This window comes from Sphingomonas melonis DAPP-PG 224 (genome assembly GCF_000379045.1).
Classification (GTDB): domain Bacteria; phylum Pseudomonadota; class Alphaproteobacteria; order Sphingomonadales; family Sphingomonadaceae; genus Sphingomonas; species Sphingomonas aquatilis.
This window is the reverse complement of the sequence record NZ_KB900605.1, coordinates 2,441,011-2,461,811: the sequence shown is the minus strand read 5'-3', so window position 1 is coordinate 2,461,811 and position 20,801 is coordinate 2,441,011. Positions and strand designations below refer to the sequence as shown.

20 protein-coding genes and 1 tRNA gene are annotated in these 20,801 nt (G+C 68.0%); 13 read left to right on the top strand and 8 right to left on the bottom strand.

What is annotated here, in order from left to right:
- Positions 1–38: 38 nt before the first annotated feature.
- Positions 39–1,244, bottom strand: coding sequence for an SAM-dependent methyltransferase (locus SPHME3_RS0111970; protein WP_018250742.1), 1,206 nt, complete (start codon positions 1,242–1,244; stop codon positions 39–41).
- 28 nt (positions 1,245–1,272) lie between these two features.
- Positions 1,273–2,181 (bottom strand): histone deacetylase family protein, encoded by a 909-nt coding sequence (locus SPHME3_RS0111965; RefSeq protein ID WP_017978925.1) that lies wholly within the window; start codon positions 2,179–2,181, stop codon positions 1,273–1,275.
- Positions 2,182–2,240: 59 nt separating this feature from the next.
- Between SPHME3_RS0111965 and SPHME3_RS0111960 the strand changes: the two genes are divergently transcribed.
- The 10 genes from SPHME3_RS0111960 to SPHME3_RS0111910 all read left to right on the top strand — a co-directional run bounded on the left by SPHME3_RS0111960 (position 2,241) and on the right by SPHME3_RS0111910 (position 12,521).
- Positions 2,241–3,263: an alpha/beta hydrolase gene (locus tag SPHME3_RS0111960; RefSeq protein ID WP_018250741.1), complete on the top strand. Its 1,023-nt coding sequence runs from the start codon at positions 2,241–2,243 to the stop codon at positions 3,261–3,263.
- A complete protein-coding gene (locus SPHME3_RS0111955) occupies positions 3,260–3,754 on the top strand; it encodes an RNA pyrophosphohydrolase (protein WP_017978927.1) in 495 nt (164 codons plus the stop codon). The genes SPHME3_RS0111960 and SPHME3_RS0111955 overlap by 4 nt, the downstream gene beginning before the upstream one ends.
- A gap of 49 nt (positions 3,755–3,803) precedes the next feature.
- The gene (locus SPHME3_RS0111950) at positions 3,804–4,733 is read left to right on the top strand and encodes a DUF481 domain-containing protein (protein ID WP_026189073.1); all 930 of its coding nucleotides are present in this window, start codon (positions 3,804–3,806) and stop codon (positions 4,731–4,733) included.
- 51 nt (positions 4,734–4,784) lie between these two features.
- On the top strand, positions 4,785–5,981 hold the full coding sequence (locus tag SPHME3_RS0111945) for a hydrolase (RefSeq protein WP_017978929.1): 1,197 nt from the start codon (positions 4,785–4,787) through the stop codon (positions 5,979–5,981).
- Positions 5,978–6,994 (top strand): arginine N-succinyltransferase, encoded by a 1,017-nt coding sequence (locus tag SPHME3_RS0111940; protein ID WP_017978930.1) that lies wholly within the window; start codon positions 5,978–5,980, stop codon positions 6,992–6,994. The genes SPHME3_RS0111945 and SPHME3_RS0111940 overlap by 4 nt, the downstream gene beginning before the upstream one ends.
- Positions 6,995–6,996: 2 nt before the next feature.
- Positions 6,997–8,259 (top strand): N-succinylarginine dihydrolase, encoded by a 1,263-nt coding sequence (locus SPHME3_RS0111935; protein ID WP_020486508.1) that lies wholly within the window; start codon positions 6,997–6,999, stop codon positions 8,257–8,259.
- A 53-nt stretch (positions 8,260–8,312) separates the two neighbouring features.
- Positions 8,313–8,546, top strand: a complete 234-nt coding sequence (locus SPHME3_RS0111930; RefSeq protein WP_017978932.1) for a hypothetical protein — start codon at positions 8,313–8,315, stop codon at positions 8,544–8,546.
- A 13-nt stretch (positions 8,547–8,559) separates the two neighbouring features.
- Positions 8,560–9,504, top strand: a complete 945-nt coding sequence (cysD, locus tag SPHME3_RS0111925; RefSeq protein WP_257785370.1) for a sulfate adenylyltransferase subunit CysD — start codon at positions 8,560–8,562, stop codon at positions 9,502–9,504.
- 357 nt (positions 9,505–9,861) lie between these two features.
- Positions 9,862–11,775, top strand: coding sequence for a sulfate adenylyltransferase subunit CysN (cysN, locus tag SPHME3_RS0111915; RefSeq protein WP_017978935.1), 1,914 nt, complete (start codon positions 9,862–9,864; stop codon positions 11,773–11,775).
- On the top strand, positions 11,772–12,521 hold the full coding sequence (locus tag SPHME3_RS0111910; protein WP_017978936.1) for a 3'(2'),5'-bisphosphate nucleotidase CysQ: 750 nt from the start codon (positions 11,772–11,774) through the stop codon (positions 12,519–12,521). The genes cysN and SPHME3_RS0111910 overlap by 4 nt, the downstream gene beginning before the upstream one ends.
- Here the strand turns inward: SPHME3_RS0111910 and SPHME3_RS0111905 are convergent.
- Both SPHME3_RS0111905 and SPHME3_RS0111900 read right to left on the bottom strand, forming a co-directional pair.
- Entirely contained in the window at positions 12,513–13,505 is a 993-nt protein-coding gene (locus SPHME3_RS0111905; protein WP_017978937.1) for a bile acid:sodium symporter family protein, read from the bottom strand. The two genes, SPHME3_RS0111910 and SPHME3_RS0111905, sit on opposite strands and share 9 nt — an antisense overlap.
- A 79-nt stretch (positions 13,506–13,584) precedes the next feature.
- Positions 13,585–13,661 (bottom strand) — tRNA-Arg (locus SPHME3_RS0111900).
- Between the two features lie 84 nt (positions 13,662–13,745).
- On the opposite strand from SPHME3_RS0111900, the gene SPHME3_RS0111895 reads away from it, so the two are divergent.
- Positions 13,746–14,243, top strand: coding sequence for a hypothetical protein (locus tag SPHME3_RS0111895; protein ID WP_018250739.1), 498 nt, complete (start codon positions 13,746–13,748; stop codon positions 14,241–14,243).
- On the opposite strand, the gene SPHME3_RS0111890 is transcribed toward SPHME3_RS0111895, so the two are convergent.
- Genes SPHME3_RS0111890 through hemB form a run of 3 tightly spaced genes read right to left on the bottom strand, consistent with a single transcriptional unit; the run spans position 14,240 to position 17,972 of the window.
- On the bottom strand, positions 14,240–16,453 hold the full coding sequence (locus SPHME3_RS0111890) for a spermidine synthase (protein WP_017978939.1): 2,214 nt from the start codon (positions 16,451–16,453) through the stop codon (positions 14,240–14,242). The two genes, SPHME3_RS0111895 and SPHME3_RS0111890, sit on opposite strands and share 4 nt — an antisense overlap.
- Entirely contained in the window at positions 16,450–16,983 is a 534-nt protein-coding gene (locus SPHME3_RS0111885; RefSeq protein ID WP_017978940.1) for a GNAT family N-acetyltransferase, read from the bottom strand. The genes SPHME3_RS0111890 and SPHME3_RS0111885 overlap by 4 nt, the downstream gene beginning before the upstream one ends.
- Complete coding sequence (gene hemB, locus SPHME3_RS0111880; protein ID WP_017978941.1) at positions 16,980–17,972, bottom strand: porphobilinogen synthase; 993 nt, start codon at positions 17,970–17,972, stop codon at positions 16,980–16,982. The genes SPHME3_RS0111885 and hemB overlap by 4 nt, the downstream gene beginning before the upstream one ends.
- Positions 17,973–18,062: 90 nt before the next feature.
- On the opposite strand from hemB, the gene SPHME3_RS0111875 reads away from it, so the two are divergent.
- Positions 18,063–18,941, top strand: coding sequence for a diacylglycerol/lipid kinase family protein (locus tag SPHME3_RS0111875; RefSeq protein ID WP_017978942.1), 879 nt, complete (start codon positions 18,063–18,065; stop codon positions 18,939–18,941).
- Here SPHME3_RS0111875 and SPHME3_RS0111870 read toward each other — a convergent pair.
- On the bottom strand, positions 18,925–19,353 hold the full coding sequence (locus SPHME3_RS0111870) for a hypothetical protein (RefSeq protein WP_017978943.1): 429 nt from the start codon (positions 19,351–19,353) through the stop codon (positions 18,925–18,927). The genes SPHME3_RS0111875 and SPHME3_RS0111870 overlap by 17 nt on opposite strands.
- Positions 19,354–19,435: 82 nt before the next feature.
- Here SPHME3_RS0111870 and SPHME3_RS0111865 point away from each other — a divergent pair, with 82 nt between their 5' ends.
- Positions 19,436–20,800, top strand: a complete 1,365-nt coding sequence (locus SPHME3_RS0111865) for a cryptochrome/photolyase family protein (protein ID WP_017978944.1) — start codon at positions 19,436–19,438, stop codon at positions 20,798–20,800.
- The last annotated feature ends 1 nt before the right edge of the window (position 20,801 follow it).

Here is a 20,801-nt window from a genome sequence, read left to right as displayed (position 1 = left end):
CGGGGGAGGACTTGGCCTCGCGCCGAATGTCGCGCGGCCTAGCGCTGCTTGACCAAAGTGACCTGCGCGACGTCGATGCCGCCGCCGCGGAAGCCGCCTTCGCAATACATCAGGTAATAGCGCCACAGGTCGCGGAAGCGGGCATCGAGCCGTTCGGGCAGGCGGCCCGCCTTGTCGGCATTGTCGAACCGTTCGCGCCAGTGGCGCAGCGTCTGCGCATAATCGAGGCCGAAGGCGTGGTGATCGGTCCAGGCGAGGCCGCGCGCTTGGCACAAGGCGCGGAAGCGGCTGTCGGACAGCAGCATGCCGCCGGGGAAGACGTAGCGCTGGATGAAATCGACGCTGGAGGCGTAGCGTTCGAACACGTCGTCGGCGATGCTGATATATTGGATCGCGGCGCGGCCGCCGGGTTTCAGGACGCGGGCGAGCGTGTCGCAATAGGCGGGCCAATAGGCCTGGCCCACCGCCTCCACCATCTCGATGCTCGCGACCGCGTCATAGGTGCCGATGACGTCGCGATAGTCGGTGAGCGAGACGGTGACGCCGGGAAGCCCGCGGGCATCTACCTCCGCTTTCTGTTCGGTCGAGAGGGTGAGGCCATGGACGCTGCAGCCCGCCGCCGATGCCGTGGCGGCAAAGGATCCCCAGCCGCAGCCAATTTCCAAAATGGTGTCGCCGGGCGCGGTGCCGGTGCGGTCGAGGATCGCCGTGAGCTTGCGGCGCTGGGCCTGCGCCAGCGTATCGCCCAAACCGTAGATGCCGCTGGAATAGGTAAGGCTGGGGTCGAGCCATTCGCGGTAGAAATCGTTGCCGAGGTCATAATGGTCGGCGATGTTGCGGCGCGAGCCCTTGCGGTCGTTGCGGCGTAGCGCATGCCAGCCGCGCAACAACAGCTTCGGGATACCGCCGGCGCGCGCGACATTGGCGAGCGGCACGCGGTTGCGCATGAACAGGTCGAACAGCGGCACTGGATCGGGGCTGGACCAGTCGCCGTCCGCCCAGGCTTCATACCATCCCACCGAGCCGCCCGTGGCGAGGCGCACGAGCGAGCGCCAGCGGTGAATGGTGACGAGCGGCACCGGCCCCGGCTTGCGCCCGCCGAGCAACCGATGCGTGCCATCGGGCAGCCGCGCCTCAATCCCACCGCGCACCAGCCCGGTATCGATCCGGTCGAGAAAGCGGTGAAATGCGGGCGCGAAAAGGCGTTGCTGAAATGTGTCCCCGGGCATGTCGGGCGCGCTCATGCCGCAGCTTGGCCGCAGTGGAAAGGGGTCAGGCGATCGCCGCGTCGCGCGCCATCGCTTCACCTAGGGTCAGGATCGCGGTGACGTGGCGGTGGGCGATCTCCAGCGCGTCGTCGCCATAGCCGCCGCCGACGGTGCTCGCGAGCGGCACGCCGTCCGCAAGGCGGGCGATCAGCCGTTCGCGCGCGACCAGCCCATCGAGGCTGAGCGACAGGCGCCCGAGCCGGTCGCCGACGAACGGATCGACGCCTGCCTGGTACAGGATCAGCTGCGGCCGGTGTTCGGCGAGGAACGGCGCGAGCGTCGCCTCCAGCGTGGCGAGATAGCCGGCGTCATCCACGCCATCGGCGAGCGGCACGTCGAGCGTCGAGCGCGCCTTTCGGGCGGGGAAATTCTTTTCGGCATGGATCGAATAGGTGGCGATCCCCGGCCGCCCGGCGAGCAAGGCCGCGGTGCCGTCGCCCTGATGGACGTCGCAGTCGACCACGACGAGGCGATCGACCGTGCCCTCGTCGATCAGACGCACCGCGGCGAGCGCGAGGTCGTTGAACACGCAATAGCCGGCGCCGGTATCGGCGAGCGCATGATGGCTGCCGCCCGCGGTATTGGCGGCAAAGCCATGGCGGAGCGCGAGCTGCGCGGCGAGCCACGTGCCGCCGGGCACCGCCGCGGCACGCGCCGCGACTTCGGGGGTGATCGGAAAACCAATGCGGCGGGCCTTGGGTGCAGGGACGCGCGCTTCCAGCACCTCGGCAACATATTCGGGATCGTGGACCGCCTCCAGCCAGCGCCGCGGCATCGCCTCGGGTTCGTGCCACATCACGCGGTCACCCGCCTCGCGCAGCAGGTCGCGGATCAGGCCGTTCTTGTTCCAGCGGTAGGTGGAACGCGCCGGTGCGGGCGCGACATAGGCGGGATGATGGACGACGGCGATCACGCTGCCTAGGTAGGAGCGATCGAGCGCCGCCCCAAGCGGTGCCCGCCGGAGAGAGCCGAATGACCGAAGCGACCGCCGACCCTACTCCCGCCGACCCTACTCCCTACGTCCGGCCGGACGTGCGCGGATTCCTGGACTATCTGAACGCGATGCCGGGGCCGCGGACGCACCAGATGACGCCGGAGGCAGCTCGGCAGGTGTTCACGGCGATGAAGGACGTCGCCGATCTGCCGGTCGGCGAGCTGGCAGTGATCCGCGATCTGTCGATCCCCGGACCCGGCGGCACCATTCCCGCGCGGCTGTTCGACGCGCGCGACACGCGTCAGCCGGGGCCGGTGCTGGTCTTCTACCACGGTGGTGGCTTCGTGATCGGGAATATCGACACGCATGCGGGCTTCTGTGCCGAGATGGCGCGGGTGCTCGACGTGCCGGTCGTCTCGGTCGACTATCGGCTGGCCCCCGAACATCGCTGGCCCGCCGCACCCGACGATTGCGAGGCGGCGGCGCGCTGGGTGGCAGACAGTCCGGCGGAACTGGAGCGCAGCGTCACCGGCCTGATCCTGTGCGGCGACAGCGCGGGCGGCACGTTGACCATCGTGACGGCGATGGACCTGCGCGACCGGCCGGCGGCGGTGCCGGTGATCGTCCAGGCGCCGATCTATCCGGCAGCCGATTCGTCGCGGCCCTATCCGTCGTTCGACCAGTTCGCCGACGGCTTTCTACTGACGCGTGATACGATGCTATGGTTCGTCGATGCCTATGCGGCGGACATCGCGCATAGCCGGGGATCGCCGCTGCTCGGCCGGCTGGAGGGCCTGCCGCCCGCGGTGATCGTCACCGCCAGCCTGGACCCGATTCGCGATCAGGGCCGCGCCTATGCCGCCGCGTTGGTGCAGGCCGGCATACCGGTGGTGTTCCGCGAGGCGGTGGGGACCGTCCACGGCTTCATCACGCTGCGCAAGGCGATCCCGTCGAGCCAGGGGGACGTCGCCGGCTATCTCGCGGCGCTGAAGGACGTGATCGTCGAGGCGGAGGCGGCGCGCGTTATGGCGCAGGCCGCAGGACAGGAGGCCGTACGATGACCGATCCTGCCACCCTGCCCTATCGCCCCTGTGCCGGCGTGATGCTGCTGAACCGCGAGGGCAAGGTCTTCGTCGGGCAGCGGATCGATACGACGCTGGAGGCGTGGCAGATGCCGCAGGGCGGGATCGATCCGGGCGAAGAGGCCTATGACGCCGCGGTGCGCGAACTGGGCGAGGAAACCGGCGTCGCGCCGCACCATGTCGAGCTGATCGTCGAGGCGCCGCAGGACTTTCTGTACGACCTGCCGCCCGACATGATCGGCAAGGTGTGGAAGGGCAAGTGGCGCGGGCAGCGGCAGCGCTGGTTCCTGTTCCGCTTCCTGGGCGAGGACGGCGACATCGATATCGCGACCGAGCATCAGGAGTTTCGCGCCTGGCGCTGGAGCGACCCCGCCGACCTGCCGACGATGATCGTGCCGTTCAAGCGCGCGCTGTACGAGGACGTGCTCGCCGCGTTCGCGCCTCATCTCGCCGCAGTGGGCCCGCGCTGACCTGCGTTGGGGGGTGTCAGGCGCGCGACGAACGGCTAGAGCGCCGGATGTGCGCGCTACCTTGCTCCTCTCGCTGTGCCTTGCCCCCCTGCTGATCGCCAATGCGCCGGTCGCCGATGGCGGCCAGCCGGACGACACCAAGGTGCCGATCCCCGCCGCGATCCGATCGATGCTGGATGCCGCGATCGAAAGCGGCAACGACGGCGACGTGTCGGTCGTGGTCAAATACGCGCGGCTGGCCGATCCGGCGAGCGCCGATGCGGTGCTCACCATCGCGCAGAAGTGGCGCAGCGACCGGGCGCAGGCGCGACAGACCACGATCAGGCAGGCGGGTATGTTCGACCTGTGGAGCGGCCGGGCGGAGCTGGGCGGTTACATCACCACCGGCAATACCGACAGCAAAGGCGGGTCGGCGATCCTCGATCTGACGCGCGAAGGGCTGCAATGGCGCCACAAGTTCCACGTGCAGGCGGATTATCAGGAAAACGCCAACATCACGACGCGCGAACATTACCTCGCGAGCTACGAACCGAACTACAAGATCAATGACCGCCTGTATGCTTATGGCGCCGCGCAATATGAATCGGATCGGTTCCTGGGCTATTACAACCGCTATTCGGCGTCGGCGGGTGCAGGCTATAGCGCGATCAAGAGCCCCAAGGTGTGGCTCGACGTCGAACTCGGCCCGGCGTTCCGGCAGACGCATTTCACCGACGAAACCCGCCAGAGCAATATCGCCGCGCGCGGGACGCTGGCGTTCAACTGGCGCGTGCTGCCCGGGCTGTCGGTGACGCAGAATGCCTCCGCCTACGTGCAGAGCGCCAATTCGACGCTGAGCGGCACCAGCGCGCTGAATGCCAAGCTGATCGGGCCGCTGTCCGCGGCGTTTTCGTATAATGTCCAATATGAAAGCGAACCGCCGGTGAAGTCCAAGAACACCGACACGATCGGCCGGGCGTCGCTGGTCTATACGTTCTGAACCTGGTTTCATCGGAGACCATATTCGACTAGCCTCCCAGGCATGAGAGGGATGTCGAACGACGAACGCGCCTTGGTCGAGCGGATCGACCAGGCGGCGATGCTGGCGCAGGTCGAGCGATGGGCGGCGGTGAACAGCGGCACACGCAACCTGGCCGGCGTCGGGCAGATGGCCGCACTGCTGGCCGATGCCTTTGCGGTGCTGCCCGGCGAGATCGCGATGGTCGAGCCGGAGCCGGTCGAGGCGGTGGCGGCGGACGGCTCGGTCGCCGCGCTGGCGCATGGCCACCACCTGCACCTGCGAGTCCGGCCCGAGGCGCCGGTTCGCATGCTGTTCACCGGGCATATGGATACGGTCTATCCCGTCGATCATCCGTTTCAGACGCTGACCCACCGCGACGACGGCACGATCAATGGGCCGGGCACGGCGGATATGAAGGGCGGGCTTGCCGTGATGCTCGCCGCGCTGACCGCCGTGGAGGCGGCGGGCGCCGATAGCTTCGGCTATGACGTCGTCATCAATTCGGACGAAGAGACGGGGTCGCTCTCGTCCGCCGGCTTGCTCGCGACGGCGGCACGCGGGGCGGTCGCGGCGCTGACCTACGAGCCGGCGCTCGCCGACGGGACATTGGCCGGCGCACGCGGCGGCACGGGCAACTTTTCCATCGTGATCCGCGGGCGGAGCGCGCATGCGGGGCGCAACCCCGAAGAGGGGCGCAATGCGATCGTCGCCGCCGCCGCGCTGGCGGTACGACTGGCGGAGGCGGGCGGACCGGGCCTGTCAGTCAACCCGGCGCGGATCGACGGCGGTGGGCCGAACAACGTGGTGCCCGACCTCGCCATCCTGCGCGTCAACTTCCGCCCCGCCGCCGCGGATGCGATCGCACGGGCCCAGGCGGCGATCGACGACAGCGTCGCCGCCGTTGCGGCAGCGCACGATGTACGGATCGAGGTGCATGGCCGCTTCAACCGCCCGCCCAAGCCGATCGACCCCGGTGCCGAACGCCTGTTCGCCTGCGTCGCGGACGCCGGCGCGGACCTGGGCCTCAGCATCGGCTGGCGCGCGACCGGGGGCGTGTGCGACGGCAACAACATAGCCGCGGCCGGCGTACCGGTGGTCGACACGATGGGCGTGCGCGGCGGCGCGATCCATTCGACGGACGAATTCATGATCGTCGACAGCCTCGCCGAGCGCGCGGCGCTCTCGGCGCTCACCATCAGTCGTATCGTACAGCGGGGACGGCCATGACCTTTCGCATTCGGGCCGCGCGCGCCGACGATCTGCAGCATCTCTATGAAATGGCGAAGCTGACCGGCGGAGGGTTCACCAACCTGCCCCCCGACCGCAAGGCGCTGCGCACGAAGCTGGACCGCAGCGACGAGGCGTTCGCGCGCGAGGATGGGTCGATCACCGACGAGCTGTTCGTGCTGATGCTGGAGAATAGCGAGACGGGGGAGGTGCGCGGCACCTGTCAGTTGTTCACGCAGGTGGGGCAGAAACACCCCTTCTACAGCTATCGCCTGGGCACGCTGACGCAGCACAGCAAGGAGCTGGAGCGCACGTTTCGCGCGGAAATGCTGGCGCTTACCACCGATCTGGAGGGCGCGTGCGAGGTCGGCGGGCTGTTCCTGCATCCGGGGGAGCGCGCGGGCGGGCTCGGCCTGTTGCTGGCGCGCAGCCGCTATCTGTTTATCCGTGCACACCGGGCGCGCTTCGCCGATCGTATCCTCGCCGAATTGCGCGGCATCATCGACGAGGCGGGTGGATCCCCGTTCTGGGACGGCTTGGCGGGGCGCTTCTTCGGCATGAATTTTCAGGACGCCGACCAGTTCAACGCGACGCACGGCCACCAGTTCATCGCTGATCTGATGCCCAAGCATCCGATCTACACCGCGATGCTCTCCGAAGCGGCGCGCGCGGTGATCGGCCTGCCGCATCCGAGCGGCCGGGCGGCGATGCGGATGCTGGAGAATGAGGGTTTTCACTATGAAAACTATATCGATATCTTCGATGGCGGACCGACGATGACGGCGCGGACCGACCGGGTGCGCACGATCGAAAGCGCACGCGACTGCCCGGTGATCGCGATCGACGACGATGGCGGGGACGAGGCGCTGGTCGCCGCGGGCCGGCTGCAGGACTTCCGCTGCGCCTTCGGGCATGTCCGCATGGTGGGCGACGGTGTGGTGCTGTCGTCCGATTGCGCGAAGGTGCTGTGCGTGCAGCCAGACGATCGCGTCCTGTTCGCGTCGCGGTGGTGAGCATGCTGACCGAAATCAACTTCGACGGGATCGTCGGGCCGAGCCACAATTATGCCGGCCTGTCGGCAGGCAATCTCGCCGCGACGGCGCATGCGGGTCAGGTGTCGCAGCCGCGCGCCGCGGCCTTGCAGGGCCTCGACAAGATGCGGCGCAATCTGGAGCTGGGCCTGCGCCAGGGCGTGCTGCTGCCACATCGCCGGCCGGACCATCGCTGGCTGGCGAGCCTGTCGACCGATTATGCGAGCGCCCCTGCCCTGTTGCAGGCGCAGGCGATGTCGGCCTCGGCGATGTGGGCGGCCAATGCCGCCACCGTCTCGCCTGCGCCGGATACGGCCGATGGGCGCTGCCATCTGTCGGTCGCCAATCTGATGACGATGCCGCATCGCAGCCACGAATGGCCCGAGACGCTGGCGCAACTCCGCACCGCTTTCGCGCACGACGCCTTTGCGGTGCATGGGCCCGTGCCCGCGCCGTTCGGCGACGAGGGCGCGGCCAACCATATGCGGCTGTGCGCGAGCCATGATGCGCCGGGCGTCGAGGTGTTCGTCTACACGCTGCCCGGCGGCCCCTTCCCGGCGCGCCAGCATCCGACGGCCAGCGAGGCGATCGCGCGCGCGCACGGTCTGTCGCCCGAACGGACGCTGTTCGTGCAGCAATCGGCGGAGGCGGTGGCGGCGGGCGCCTTCCACAACGACGTCGTCGCGGTCGCCAACGAACGCGTGCTGTTCGCGCACGAGCTGGCCTTTGCCGACAAGGACGGCTTCTACGCCGACCTGCGCCGCCTGCTGCCCGAGGTGGAGATCGTCGAGGTGCCGGCCAGCGAGGTGAGCCTGGCCGATGCCATCGCTTCCTATCTGTTCAACGCCCAACTCGTCACGACGGTGGACGGGCCGACGCTGGTCGTGCCGATGGAGGCGCGCGCCAATGCCGCCGTCTGGGGCTGGCTGGAGCGACATCAGGCCGGCAACGGGCCGATCCGCCGGGTCGAGACGGTCGACGTCACGCAATCGATGGCGAACGGCGGCGGGCCGGCATGCCTGCGATTGCGCGTGGTCGCCGACCCGGCGACGGTCGATCCGCGCTTCCTGGTCGATGCGGCGAAGCTGGATGCCATCGAAGCCGTGGTGCGGCGCTGGTGGCCGGAGGCGATCGATCCGGCCGCGCTGGGGAATGCGGCGCTGGTTCGGGACGTCGAAACCGCGCACGAACGGCTGCTGGAGGCGCTGGACCTGTCGGGTTACTTGACGGTTAACCACGCCTCTTAACCCGCGATCGACGGAAATCCGCCGTTGGCGCAGGGCTTGCTTAACCTTTCGACATGTGGACCCGCATCAAACGCCTCTTCACCATCAAGACCAAGTTCGAGGCGTTCGTCATCATCTATGGCCTTGCCATGGGGGCGGTGGAGCGCGGCATGCATTACTTGCAGCAATATCCCGGCTGGCAGGGGTGGATGCTGTTCTGCTGCTGCCCGATCGCGGTGTTCATGGTTGGCGGGGTGCTGATCGATTCGGTCGAGCGGCGGCGCGAGGAGTGGGGCCAGCCGGAATAGGGGCGCCCCAAGGATAAGTTGGTCGCATCGCGCGAGCGGAGGCTTATCTGAAAGCCCCATGAGCGGGCTTACCCATTTGCAGCGGCTGGAAGCCGAGAGCATCCACATCATGCGCGAGGTCGTCGCCGAGGCGGAGCGGCCGGTGATGCTCTATTCGGTCGGCAAGGATTCGGCGGTGATGCTGCATCTGGCCAAGAAGGCGTTCTTTCCGGCGCGGCCGCCCTTCCCGCTGCTGCATGTCGATACGACGTGGAAGTTCCGCGCGATGTACGCGCTGCGCGACAAGGCGGCGGCGGACGCCGGGATGGAACTGATCGTCCACAAGAACCCGGAGGCGGAGGCGGCGGGGATCAACCCGTTCGACCATGGCAGCCGGCATACCGATCTGTGGAAGACCGAAGGGCTGAAGCAGGCGCTGAAGGCCGGCGGCTATGACGTCGCCTTTGGCGGGGCGCGGCGCGACGAGGAAAAGTCGCGCGCGAAAGAGCGCATCTTTTCCTTCCGCTCGGCGAGCCAGGGCTGGGATCCCAAGGCGCAGCGGCCCGAACTTTGGAACTTGTACAACGCCCGCATCCATCGCGGCGAGAGCATCCGCGTCTTCCCGCTGTCCAACTGGACCGAGCTCGATATCTGGCAATATATCCTGCGCGAGGGGATCGAGATCGTCCCACTCTATTTCGCCGCACCGCGCCCCACGGTGGAGCGGGACGGCATGCTGCTGATGGTGGACGACGATCGTTTTCGCCTGGCGCCCGGCGAAGTGCCGGTCGAACGATCGATCCGCTTCCGCACCTTGGGCTGCTATCCGCTGACCGGCGCGGTGGAGAGCGAGGCGGCAACGCTGCCGCAGGTGATCCAGGAAATGCTGCTGACCACGACCAGCGAACGCCAGGGCCGCGCGATCGACCACGATCAGGCCGCGAGCATGGAGAAGAAGAAGCGCGAGGGGTATTTCTGATGGCTGCCGTCACGACATCCCTCTCCCGCCAAGGGGAGGTGGCAGCGAAGCGGACGGAGGGAGAAGACAGCGGCGGCTTCGGCATACGCGGAAGCNCCCCCTCCACCACCGCTTCGCGGCGGTCCCCCTCCCCCGCTGACGCGAGGGAGGATTTTGCGGCGTGACCATGTCTACAGGCAGGATATTTCCGATGCTCGCACTCTCATCGGTCCTCCCCCGCCAGGGGGAGGTGGCGCGGCGGAGCCGTGACGGAGGGGGAGGATACGACGAGGCCCACGTGTGCGGCGACGCCCCCTCCACCACCCGCCTGTGGCGGGCGGTCCCCCTCCCCCGCTGCGCGAGGGAGGATGTGTTCGCATGACCGCTTATACACCGGATGCGCTGATCGCGGCGGATATCCATGCCTATCTCGACACGCATCAGACCAAGTCGATGCTGCGCTTCATCACCTGCGGGTCGGTGGATGACGGCAAGTCGACGCTGATCGGGCGGCTGCTGTACGATTCGAAGACGATCTTCGAGGATCAGCTGAGCCAGCTGGAGGCGGACAGCAAGCGTGTCGGCACGCAAGGGCAGAATATCGACTTCGCGCTGCTGGTCGACGGGCTTGCCGCCGAGCGCGAGCAGGGCATTACGATCGACGTCGCCTATCGCTTCTTCGCGACCGAGAAGCGCAAGTTCATCGTCGCCGATACGCCGGGCCACGAACAATATACGCGCAACATGGTGACGGGTGCGTCGACCGCGGATTGCGCGGTGATCCTGATCGATGCGCGCAAGGGCGTGCTGACGCAGACGCGGCGGCATTCGTTCCTGGCGCACCTGATCGGCATCCGTCAGATCGTGCTCGCGGTGAACAAGATGGATCTGGTCGGCCACGATCAGCCGACATTTGACGCGATCGTGGCGGACTATGCCGACTTCGCACGCGGGATCGGGATCGAGGCGTTCACCGCCATTCCGCTGTCGGGGCTGACCGGCGCCAATATCACGACCCGGTCCGAGGCCATGCCGTGGTATAGCGGCCCGGCGCTGCTGCCGCATCTGGAGGCGATCCCCGTCGACAGCGATCGCGCCGCGGCGGGCCCGTTCCGGCTGCCGGTGCAATGGGTCAACCGGCCCGACCTCGATTTCCGTGGCTTTGCCGGGACGATCGCCGGCGGTCGCGTCGCGGTGGGCGATGCGGTGCGGATCGTCCCCTCCGGCAAGACGACGCAGGTCGCGCGGATCGTGACGTTCGATGGCGATCGGGAGACGGCGCAGGCGGGCGAAGCGGTGACTGTGGTGCTGGCCGACGAGGTGGATTGTTCGCGCGGCGACGTGATCGCGGCTGCCGATACACCGCCCGAAGCGGCGAACCAGTTCGAGGCGACGATCGTCTGGCTGTCCGACACGGCACTGGTGCCGGGTCGCGGCTATTGGCTGAAGATCGGCCCACGGACGGTGGGCGCGAGCGTGCAGGCGCCGGGATATGTCGTCGACGTCAACACGCAGGCGCATCTGTCCGCGAAGACGCTGGAACTCAACGACATCGGTGTCGCGGAGGTGTTCACCGACGAGGGCATCGTGTTCGAGCCCTATGCGCAGAGCGCGCCGCTCGGCGGCTTCATCCTGATCGATCGCGAAACCAACGCGACGGTCGCGGCCGGGCTGATCCACCATGCGCTCCGCCGGGCGCAGAACGTGCATTGGCAGTCGGTGGATATCACGCGTGAGGCGCATGCGCGGCAGAAGGGGCAGTCGCCGCGGCTGCTGTGGTTCACCGGCCTGTCGGGATCGGGCAAGTCGACGATCGCCAATCTGGTCGAAAAGAAGCTGCATGCGCTGGGGCGGCACAGTTTCCTGCTCGATGGCGACAATGTGCGCCATGGCCTGAACCGCGATCTGGGCTTCAGCGACGCCGACCGGATCGAGAATATCCGCCGCGTCGGCGAGGTCGCCAAGCTGATGACCGATGCGGGGCTGATCGTGCTGACCGCCTTCATCTCGCCGTTCCGTGCCGAGCGGCAGATGGTGCGCGGGATGCTGCCGCCGGGCGAGTTCGTGGAGATCTTCGTCGATACGCCGCTGGCTGCGGCGGAGGCGCGCGACGTGAAGGGCCTGTACGCCAGGGCGCGGCGCGGGGAGATCGCCCATTTCACCGGCATCTCGAGCCCCTATGAGGCGCCGGATGCGCCCGATATTCGCATCGACACGACGCGCGAGAGCGCCGAGGATGCCGCCGAACGGATCGTCGAGCATGTGCTGGGCGTGTGGAGCTTCGAATTGTGACCTTGCCCGCCGTATCCGACGTCGACCTCGCCCGCAGCGTCGCGCAAGAGGCGGGCGCGCTGCTGCTCGCCATCCGTGCGCGCGGCGGTGCGCAGGGCAAGGCGCTAGGCGATGCCGGCGATGCGGAGGCCAATGCGCTGATCCTCGATCGGCTGCGCGCGGCCCGGCCGGACGATTTCATCCTGTCCGAAGAGTCGCTGGATGATCGGGCGCGGTGTGCGGCGGAGCGGGTGTGGATCGTCGATCCGCTCGACGGCACGCGCGACTATGCCGAGGGGCTGGACGATTGGGCGGTGCATATCGGCCTGGCGGTGGCTGGCCGCCCGGCGGTGGGCGCGGTGGCGGTGCCGGCGACGGGACGCGTCTATACGACCGCTGAGGCGTGCTCGCGCCAGATCGTCTGCGGCGCGCCGCCGCGGATGGTGGTGAGCCGGACGCGGGCGACCGATATGGTCGAGCGCGTCGGCGTGGCGCTGGCGACGACGCGGGTGGGCATGGGATCGGCGGGCGTCAAGGCGATGGCGGTGGTCGATGGCCGCGCCGACATCTATCTGCACGACGGCGGCCAGTATGAGTGGGACAATTGCGCCCCCGCCGCGGTGGCGCTGGCGGCGGGGCTGCATGCCTCTCGGATCGACGGCAGCCCGCTGGTCTATAATTGCGAGAACCCGCTGCTGCCCGACCTGCTGATCTGTCGGCCCGAACTCGCCGATCAGGTGCTGGCGGCGGTTGCCGCGCTACGCTGACACGGCTTCGGCCTCGGCGAGGCTTGCGGCATTGGCATAGCGGCGGGCGATGATCGCGCAGGCGATCAGCTGGATCTGGTGGAACAGCATCACGGGCAGAAGTACCGCGCCGACCTGCGCCGCCGGGAACAATACGCCCGCCATCGGCACGCCCGACGCGAGGCTCTTCTTCGAACCGCAGAACAGCAGCACGATCTGGTCTTCGCGCGTGAAGCCCAGCGCGCGGCCGGCGAGCCAGGTGAAGACCAGGACGATCGCGAGCAACGCGATGCAGGCCGCGGCGATCAGCGCAAGATCGGCCGCGGAAACGCGGTGCCACAGCCCCTCGACCACCGCGGCACCGAAGGCGGTGTAGACGACGAGCAGGATCGAGCCGCGATCGACGATGCCGACCAGTCCCTTGTGCCGGCCGATGAAGCCGCCGATCCACGGGCGCAGCAGATGCCCGGCGACGAACGGCACCAGCAATTGCAGCACGATCGATTCGACGGCGGCAAGGCTGATCCCCGCCTGTCCGCCGACGCCGCTCATGGTCAGCGCGACCAGCGCGGGCGTCAGCACGATGCCGATCAGGTTGGAAAAGGACGCGCTGCACACGGCCGCGGCAACATTGCCGCGCGCAATGGCGGTGAAGGCGATCGAGGACTGTACGGTCGAGGGCAGCAGCGTCAGGAACACCATACCCGCCGCAACCGGTGCGGCGAGGCCGGGCAGCCGCCCGAATGCCAGCCCCAGGAGCGGAAACACCGCGAAGGTCGTCGCGAGGACGGCGAGGTGCAGCCGCCAGTTGCGCGCGCCCTGCCAGATCGCCTCACGCGACAGCTTGGCGCCGTGCAGGAAGAACAGCAGTACGATCCCCGCATCCGCGACGATCCCCGCCACACGCGCCCATTCGCCGCGTGCGGGCAGCACGCTGGCTAGCACGACGGTGCCGAGCAGCATGAGGATGAACGGTTCGACGAAGCTGAGGATACGGCGGATCATGCCGGCCGCCCTAAAGCGCGTTTCGCTGCGCCACAAACGATAACCCCCGCCACATCGATGATGTGAGCGGGGGAAATCCTGGCGCGCCCGGAACGATTCGAACGTCCGACCCTCAGATTCGTAGTCTGATGCTCTATCCAGCTGAGCTACGGGCGCGCATTGGAGGCGCGCTGATAGCAGACGCTTCGAAACGCGCAAGTGCGTTGCGCCATTTTCTTGCACCCCCTACAGCCGAGCCCCATGAAAGTCGCTCTGTCGCTCGCCGTCGCCCTCGCCTCGCTGTCGGCCTGTTCGCGCGACACGACCCGCTATCCCTCGCTGGCGCCGCGGGCGGTGGAGAAGCTTGGCTTCGCCGAGCCCGAAGTGCCGGTGGTCGAGGCCAAGCCCGATCCGGCGCTGGATGCGAAGATCGCTGAGTTCGGCGTAAAGCTCGACCGCTTGGCCAAGGGCTTTGCCGGCGACGCCGCCAAGGCGGATACCGCCGCGGCGAAGGCCAAGGGCAAGGCCGTCGGCAGCGATGCGTGGCTGGATGCGCAGACCGCGCTCGCCCAGCTCGACGACTGGCGGGCGCAGACGTCGTCGCTGTTAAGCGATATCGACGTGATCGCCGCCGACCGGGAGGCCAAGCTGGAGCCGGCCTATCCTGCGCTCGGCGCGGTGCGGGAGCGCATTGCGGCGGAGGCTGCCAAGCAGGCCGCGACGATCGACCGCATCCAGGCGTCGCTTCCCGCCGCTTAAGGCCCCCATTTCAGCAGCGGCAGGATCGTCGAATAATCGTCGGTCCACGGGGTGAGGCCGGCGCGCGGCGTCAGCGGTTGCCACTGGCCGCCCCTTTTCGCGAGGGCGGCTAGCGTCGCGGGGTCGCGAGACAGCGCGATCCACTGGCTGGCCGAGGCGATCGCGGTGTAGCGGGGCGGCTGATAAAAGAGCTTCGCCGCATGCCAGCCCCCGTCCCGCGCCAGCGCCGCGACGACGGGTTCGAGATCGAGGAACCGGTTCGAGATGTGGACGAGCAACAGCCCCTTGGGCTGGAGCACGCGGGCGTAGGCGCGGAACGCTTCGCGCGTCATCAGATGCGCGGGGATCGCATCCGAGGAGAAAGCGTCAAGCGCGAGCAGATCGAGACTGTCGGGTGCGTCCTGCTCCAGGCTGAGGCGCGCGTCGCCGATGCGGATCGTGGGGTTGGGCAGGCAGTTGCGCAGATAGGTGAACTGGCCGGTGTCGCGCGCGATATGCACGACGACGGGATCGATCTCATAGAAGCGCCAGCGCTGGCCCGGCTGCGCGTAGCAGGCGAGCGTGCCCGTCCCGAGCCCGACGACACCAACGCGTGCGCGCGGTCCGTACAGCGGATCGAGCGCGCTCATCGCGCGGCCGATACCGGAGGGCGGCGCGTAATAGGTCGTCGGCAGGCGTTCGAGGATCGGGTTGCCGATGAACTGGATGCCATGGACGGTCGTGCCGTGATCGAGCTCGCGCACGCCGGGACGGTCGCGGACCGTATAGACGCCGAAATAGCTGCGGGTGCGCGCACCCTGTTCCAGCGACAATTCGACCGCACGCCAACCGCCGAAGATCACCAGCGCGACGGCGAGGGTGAGCGCATAGGCCGGACGCGCCCCGATCGCGATCACACCGATCAGCGCGATGACGATGAAGGTCAGGCCCTGATGGCCATCGCCAAACAGATCACTAGGGCCGCGGAAGGTCAGACCCGCCAACACCACGAGCAGGACGGTGACCACCGCATAGGCCAAAAGGCGACGCCGCGGCGTGGTCCACAGCGACCGGACAGCGCGTGTCAGGTACAGTTGCGGCACCAGCAGCCCGGCGGCGAAGATCAGGATCGGATATTCGTACGTCCAGTCGAACACCACCGGCGCGATCAAGGCCGCGAACACGCCGCCCAACGCGCCGCCCACCGCCATGGCGAGGTAGAAGCCGGTCAGACGGTCGGGCGCGGGGCGCAGGCGATAGAGCTGCGTGTGCAGCGCGACCGATGCCATGAACAGCAAGGTCAGCGCGATGGCGAGATTGACCAACGGCGATTCGTTGAATCCGCCGACCATCACGCCGCCGAACAGCAAGATGGTGATCGGCGCGATCCGCGTCAGCAGGTCGGCGAGGAACCGGTCGGTGGCGAAGGCGACGCTGAAGCTCAGCAGATACAGGCCGAGCGGCAGCACCCACAGCAGCGGCATCGCGACGATATCGGTGGTGATATAGGTCGAGGTCGCGAGCATCAGCCCCGAGGGCACCAATGCGAGCGCGATCCAGTGGGCGATACGACGGTGGGTTGCGGGTTCGCTGGTCGGGCGCGCCGCTGCCTTGCCCTCCCCACGCGGCAGATGCCAAGCACAGCCGACGACGAGCGCGATCAGCAGGACGTAGCCCGCGCTCCAGACGAGGCTTTGCGTGCGCAGCGTCAACAGCGGCTCCACGACGAGCGGATAGGCGATCAGGCCGGCGAAGCTGCCGAGGTTCGACGCGGCGTAGAGCGCATAGGGATCGCCCCCCCGGCTCGCCATGCTGAACCAGCGTTGCACCAGCGGTGCCTGCGCGGAAACGGCGAAGAACAGCGGCCCGATCGACGCGCCGAGCAGCCACGGCACCCAGACCGCCAGCGACACGCCGGCAGGCCCCGCCCCCAGCGCCAGCCCGATCGGCAGCCACGCCCCCGCGACGAGCAGCACGCCAAGATGCACCGCCGCCTGCGCCATCGGCCGGATGCGCCCCAGCGCATGGGCATAGGCATAGCCGGCGAGCAGCAGCGTCTGGTAGACGAGCATCGCCGAATTCCACACCGCCGGCGCCCCGCCCAGCCGCGGCAACGCCATGCGCGCCACCATGGGCTGGACTAGGAACAGCAGGAACGATCCCGTCAGGATCGTCGCGACGAACAGCAGGCGGCCGCTACGGCCGATGGCATTGCTTTCGGCGTCGCTCACGCGGGACGGTCGATCCGATAGAGGACGTGCCGGCGCAGCGGGCTATCGTAGGGGACGAAGGGATGATCGAAATCCGCCTGCACGACGTGACGCATTCCAAGCCGCTCCATCAGGCGGCGGCTGGGGATATTGTCTTGCACGGTGATCGCAACGACGCGAGGAGCGCTGGTCTTCTCCCAAGCATAGATCAGGCTCGCCTGCGCGGCTTCCAGCGCATAGCCCTGGCCACGATAATCGGGTTCGAACCGCCAGCCGATCTCCATCTCGCCCGCGATCGGCAAGCCCGGACGCGCCGGCTTCGTGCCGCACATGCCGATCGGCCGGCGGTCGGCGCGGCGCTCGACCAGCCAGCCACAGGTGCCGGCCGTCGCGAAGAACGCTTGCTGGCGATCGAAGGCCTGATCATCCTCCTCACGCGAGCGCAACGGCCCGAGATAGCGCATCGTATCCGGATCATTGCCAAGCCGATGGAACAGCGCGCGATCCTCCTCGCGCCACGGCCGCAAAGTCAGCCGCTCGGTCTCGATCACGCGCCGAGCAGCCGCGCGGCGTGCGCCGCATGATAGGTCAGGACGCCCGAACAGCCGGCGCGCTTGAAGGCCATCAGCGTTTCCAGCACCAGCGCGTCGCGATCGCCTGCGCCGGCGGCGACCGACGCCTCGATCATCGCATATTCGCCCGACACCTGATAGGCGAAGACCGGCACCTCGAAGCGCTGCTTCACGCGGACGATGATGTCGAGATAGGGCAGGCCCGGCTTCACCATCACCGTGTCGGCGCCCTCGGCAAGGTCCAACGCCACCTCGCGCAGCGCTTCCTCGGCGTTGGCATGGTCCATCTGGTAGGTCTTTTTGTCGCCCTTCAGCAGGCCGCGGCTGCCGACCGCGTCGCGGAACGGGCCGTAGAAGCCGCTCGCATATTTCGCGGCATAGCTCATGATCTGGACATTGTGGGCGCCCTCGCCCTCCAGCGCCGCGCGGATCATGCCGATACGGCCGTCCATCATGTCGGACGGCGCGATGATGTCGGCACCGGCGCGCATCTGGTTGACCGCCTGCTGGACCAGCAGGTCGGCCGTGCTGTCGTTGATGACATAGCCCGCCGCATCGACCAGCCCGTCATGGCCGTGGCTGGTATAGGGATCAAGCGCGACGTCGGTCAGCACGCCGACCTCGGGCACCGCATCCTTGATCGCGCGGGTGGCCTGGCACATCAGATTGTCGGGGTTGAGCGCCTCGCGCCCGTCCTCGGTCTTGAGGTGCGCGGGCGTGTAGGGGAAGAGCGCGACGCACGGGATGCCAAGGTCCCTCGCCTCCTTCGCGCGCGCGACGATGCCGTCGACCGACCAGCGCGACACGCCGGGCAGGCTGGCGATCGGCTGCTCCACCCCCTGCCCCTCGACCACGAACAGGGGCCAGATCAGATCGGCCGGCGTCAGGACGGTTTCGGCGTGGAGCCGGCGGCTCCAGTCACTCGCACGGGTGCGACGAAGGCGAAGCGCGGGGTAGGATGCGGACATGGATTCGGCTTTGCGGGATCATAGGCGTCCTCGCAAGCGTTACGCAGGCGTAATCCTTATCCGCATGGAAGTTCTGGGGAATTTTGCGACATGGTGCAATTCCGATCCGCCGCGATGATCGTCAATGCCAAGTCGCGGAAAGGGCAGAAGCTTTTCCAGCGGGCCTGCGCGGCGATGGATGGGCTGGACTTTCCGGTCGATGCCCATGCCGTCGAAAATCCCGACGACCTGGAGGCGACGGTCGAGCGCGCGCTGGCGAAGAAGCCGGACCTGGTGATCCTGGGCGGGGGTGATGGGACGGTCAGCGGCCTCGTCGACCTGCTGGTCGGCAAGGGGGTGACGCTGGCGGTGCTGCCGCTCGGCACGGCGAACAGCTTCGCGCGGACGCTGGGCCTGCCGATCGATGTCGAAGGCGCGATCGAGGTGATCCGTACGGGCGTGCCCAAGCGCATCGACCTGGGCATGATCGACGACGATTATTTCGCCAATTGCGCCGCGATGGGGATCAGCCCGCAGATCGCCGAGACAGTGCCGCACGGCCTGAAGAAGGTGCTGGGACGGATCGGCTACCTCGGCTGGGCGGCGTGGCAGTTCGTTCGGTTCAAGCCGTTCATGCTGACGATCGACGACGGCGTCGAGACGCACCGGCTGCGCGTGGTCGAGGTGCGGATCAGCAACGGGCCCTATCATGGCGGCACATGGCTGGTGGACGAGGCGTCGGTGCAGTCGGGCCGCATCGTCGTGCAGGCGGTGACGGGACGTTACAAGCGGACGCTGGTCAAAAATTGGGCGGCGAGCTTCCTGGGGCTGAAGGCGCGGCACCAGGATACGGTGAGCTTCAGCGGCACCGCGCTGAAGGTGGATACGCGACCATCGCTGCCGATCTCGATCGATGGCGAGGTGCTGGCGCATACGCCCATTACCGCGCGGGTCGCCGCCGGGGCGATCGAAGTCATGGCGCCCGCGTGATCGTCACCGGCGCGGTGTGGAGCGGATAGTCACGGTCGTCCTCCGCCATCACGATGCCGCCCTTGGCATCGCGGAGGTAGAAGCGGCAGAAGATGCTGCGTTCATCGACGAAGCGCAGGCAGACGCGATCGGGCGTGATGCGGTAGCGGCCGCTCGTGTCGGGGCGATCGTAGGCGAGCGTGTAGGCGTCGCCGACGGCGGCGAAGCGCTCGTTCGGACCGGGACGGCCGCCGGTGCCGGGGCGGGTCTGGACGCTGCCGCGCACCAATTGCTCCAGCGCCTGCCCGCGGATCAGCGTCAGCGTTGCGCTATCGCGGATCGGGACCGGCAGGCGCGGCGGGGCGGGATCCGGCGCGGAGGGCGAACAGGCGGCGAGCGCGAGCGGCACGGCGAGGAGAAGCGGACGGAGCATCGTGATGGACTTTGTGAGCAGCCGCCGCGCCCGGCAAGTCCGCGCAGGAACTTAACCTGTGTTCCGCCGATTGGAGCGATCGATGAACGCCCCTACCCTGTTATGGCTGCGGCAGGACCTGCGCCTGCACGATCAGCCCGCCCTCGCCGCCGCTGCCCATGCGGGGCCGGTCATTCCGGTCTACATCCTGGACGACGATGCGCCGGGCGAATGGCGGATCGGCGGGGCGCAGCGATGGTGGCTGCATCACAGCCTCGCTGCGTTGGCCAAGAGCCTGGACAAGAAGCATAGCCGGCTGATCCTGCGACGTGGCGATGCGGTGAGCGTGTTGCGCCAATTGTGCGAAGAGACCGGCGCGGGCGAGATCCACGCCACGCGGCATTACGAGCCATGGTGGCGCGAGGCTGAGGCGGCCCTGGGCGACCGCCTTGTGCTGCACGATGGCGACCGGCTGGCGCGCGTCGAGGATGTGACCACCGGGGCGGGCACGCCGTTCAAAGTCTTTTCGTCGTTCTGGAAGGCGTTGCAGGAGCATCTGCCGCCCCCCGAGCCCGTGCCGATGCCGCGCACTATCGCTGCGCCGGACCATTGGCCGAAGAGCGACACGCTGTCCGATTGGGCTCTGCTGCCGTCGAAGCCGGACTGGTCGGGCGGGTTCGGCGAGGATTGGGTGCCGGGCGAAGCCGAGGCGCTGGCCAAGGTGAAGCACTGGCCCGAAGAGGTCGGCGACTACGACCGGCGCCGCAACCTGCCATCGGAAGAGGGTACGTCGCGCCTGTCGCCGCACCTGCATCAGGGCGAGGTCTCGCCGCGGACGCTGTACCATGCGCTGCGGGGCAAGGCGGACACGATGCCGTATCTACGCGAGATCGCGTGGCGCGATTTTACCGCGGGCGTGCTGCTCGCCATGCCCGATTACGGCACGGTCAACGGGCGGCGGCAATATGACGCGATGCCATGGCGGACGGGCGCGGCGGCAAAGCGCGACCTGAAGGCCTGGCAACAGGGGCGCACCGGCTACCCGATCGTCGATGCGGGCATGCGCCAGCTGTGGACGAGCGGCTGGATCCACAATCGCGTGCGCATGATCGCGGCGAGCTTCCTCGTCAAACATCTGCTGCTCGACTGGCGTGAGGGCGAACGCTGGTATTGGGACTGTCTGGTCGACGCCGATTACGGGAACAATGCGGTCAATTGGCAGTGGATCGCGGGGACCGGCGTCGATGCCAACATGTTCGGGCGGATCATGGCGCCGCTCAGCCAGTCGGAGAAGTTCGACGCGGCCGATTACATCCGCCAATGGGTGCCCGAGCTGGCGGGCCTTTCCGATGCCGCGATCCACGATCCCGATGCGCATGACGCCCGGCCGAAGGGCTATCCGCCCAAGATCATCGGCCATCGCGAGGCGCGCGATCGCGCGTTGACGGCTGCCAAGACGCTACGCTGAC

Excerpts from the sequence above, each read along its gene's own strand:
- SPHME3_RS0111895 (WP_018250739.1), top strand. The coding sequence starts at position 13,746 with ATGAAAGTCGCTCTGTCGCTCGCCGTCGCCCTCGCCTCGCTGTCGGCC.
- SPHME3_RS0111970 (WP_018250742.1), bottom strand. The coding sequence starts at position 1,244 with ATGAGCGCGCCCGACATGCCCGGGGACACATTTCAGCAACGCCTTTTC.
- cysN (WP_017978935.1), top strand. The coding sequence starts at position 9,862 with ATGACCGCTTATACACCGGATGCGCTGATCGCGGCGGATATCCATGCC.
- SPHME3_RS0111875 (WP_017978942.1), top strand. The coding sequence starts at position 18,063 with ATGGTGCAATTCCGATCCGCCGCGATGATCGTCAATGCCAAGTCGCGG.
- SPHME3_RS0111960 (WP_018250741.1), top strand. The coding sequence starts at position 2,241 with ATGACCGAAGCGACCGCCGACCCTACTCCCGCCGACCCTACTCCCTAC.
- SPHME3_RS0111870 (WP_017978943.1), bottom strand. The coding sequence starts at position 19,353 with ATGCTCCGTCCGCTTCTCCTCGCCGTGCCGCTCGCGCTCGCCGCCTGT.
- hemB (WP_017978941.1), bottom strand. The coding sequence starts at position 17,972 with ATGTCCGCATCCTACCCCGCGCTTCGCCTTCGTCGCACCCGTGCGAGT.
- SPHME3_RS0111865 (WP_017978944.1), top strand. The coding sequence starts at position 19,436 with ATGAACGCCCCTACCCTGTTATGGCTGCGGCAGGACCTGCGCCTGCAC.
- SPHME3_RS0111935 (WP_020486508.1), top strand. The coding sequence starts at position 6,997 with ATGCTGACCGAAATCAACTTCGACGGGATCGTCGGGCCGAGCCACAAT.
- SPHME3_RS0111955 (WP_017978927.1), top strand. The coding sequence starts at position 3,260 with ATGACCGATCCTGCCACCCTGCCCTATCGCCCCTGTGCCGGCGTGATG.
- SPHME3_RS0111945 (WP_017978929.1), top strand. The coding sequence starts at position 4,785 with ATGTCGAACGACGAACGCGCCTTGGTCGAGCGGATCGACCAGGCGGCG.
- SPHME3_RS0111930 (WP_017978932.1), top strand. The coding sequence starts at position 8,313 with ATGTGGACCCGCATCAAACGCCTCTTCACCATCAAGACCAAGTTCGAG.
- SPHME3_RS0111905 (WP_017978937.1), bottom strand. The coding sequence starts at position 13,505 with ATGATCCGCCGTATCCTCAGCTTCGTCGAACCGTTCATCCTCATGCTG.
- SPHME3_RS0111940 (WP_017978930.1), top strand. The coding sequence starts at position 5,978 with ATGACCTTTCGCATTCGGGCCGCGCGCGCCGACGATCTGCAGCATCTC.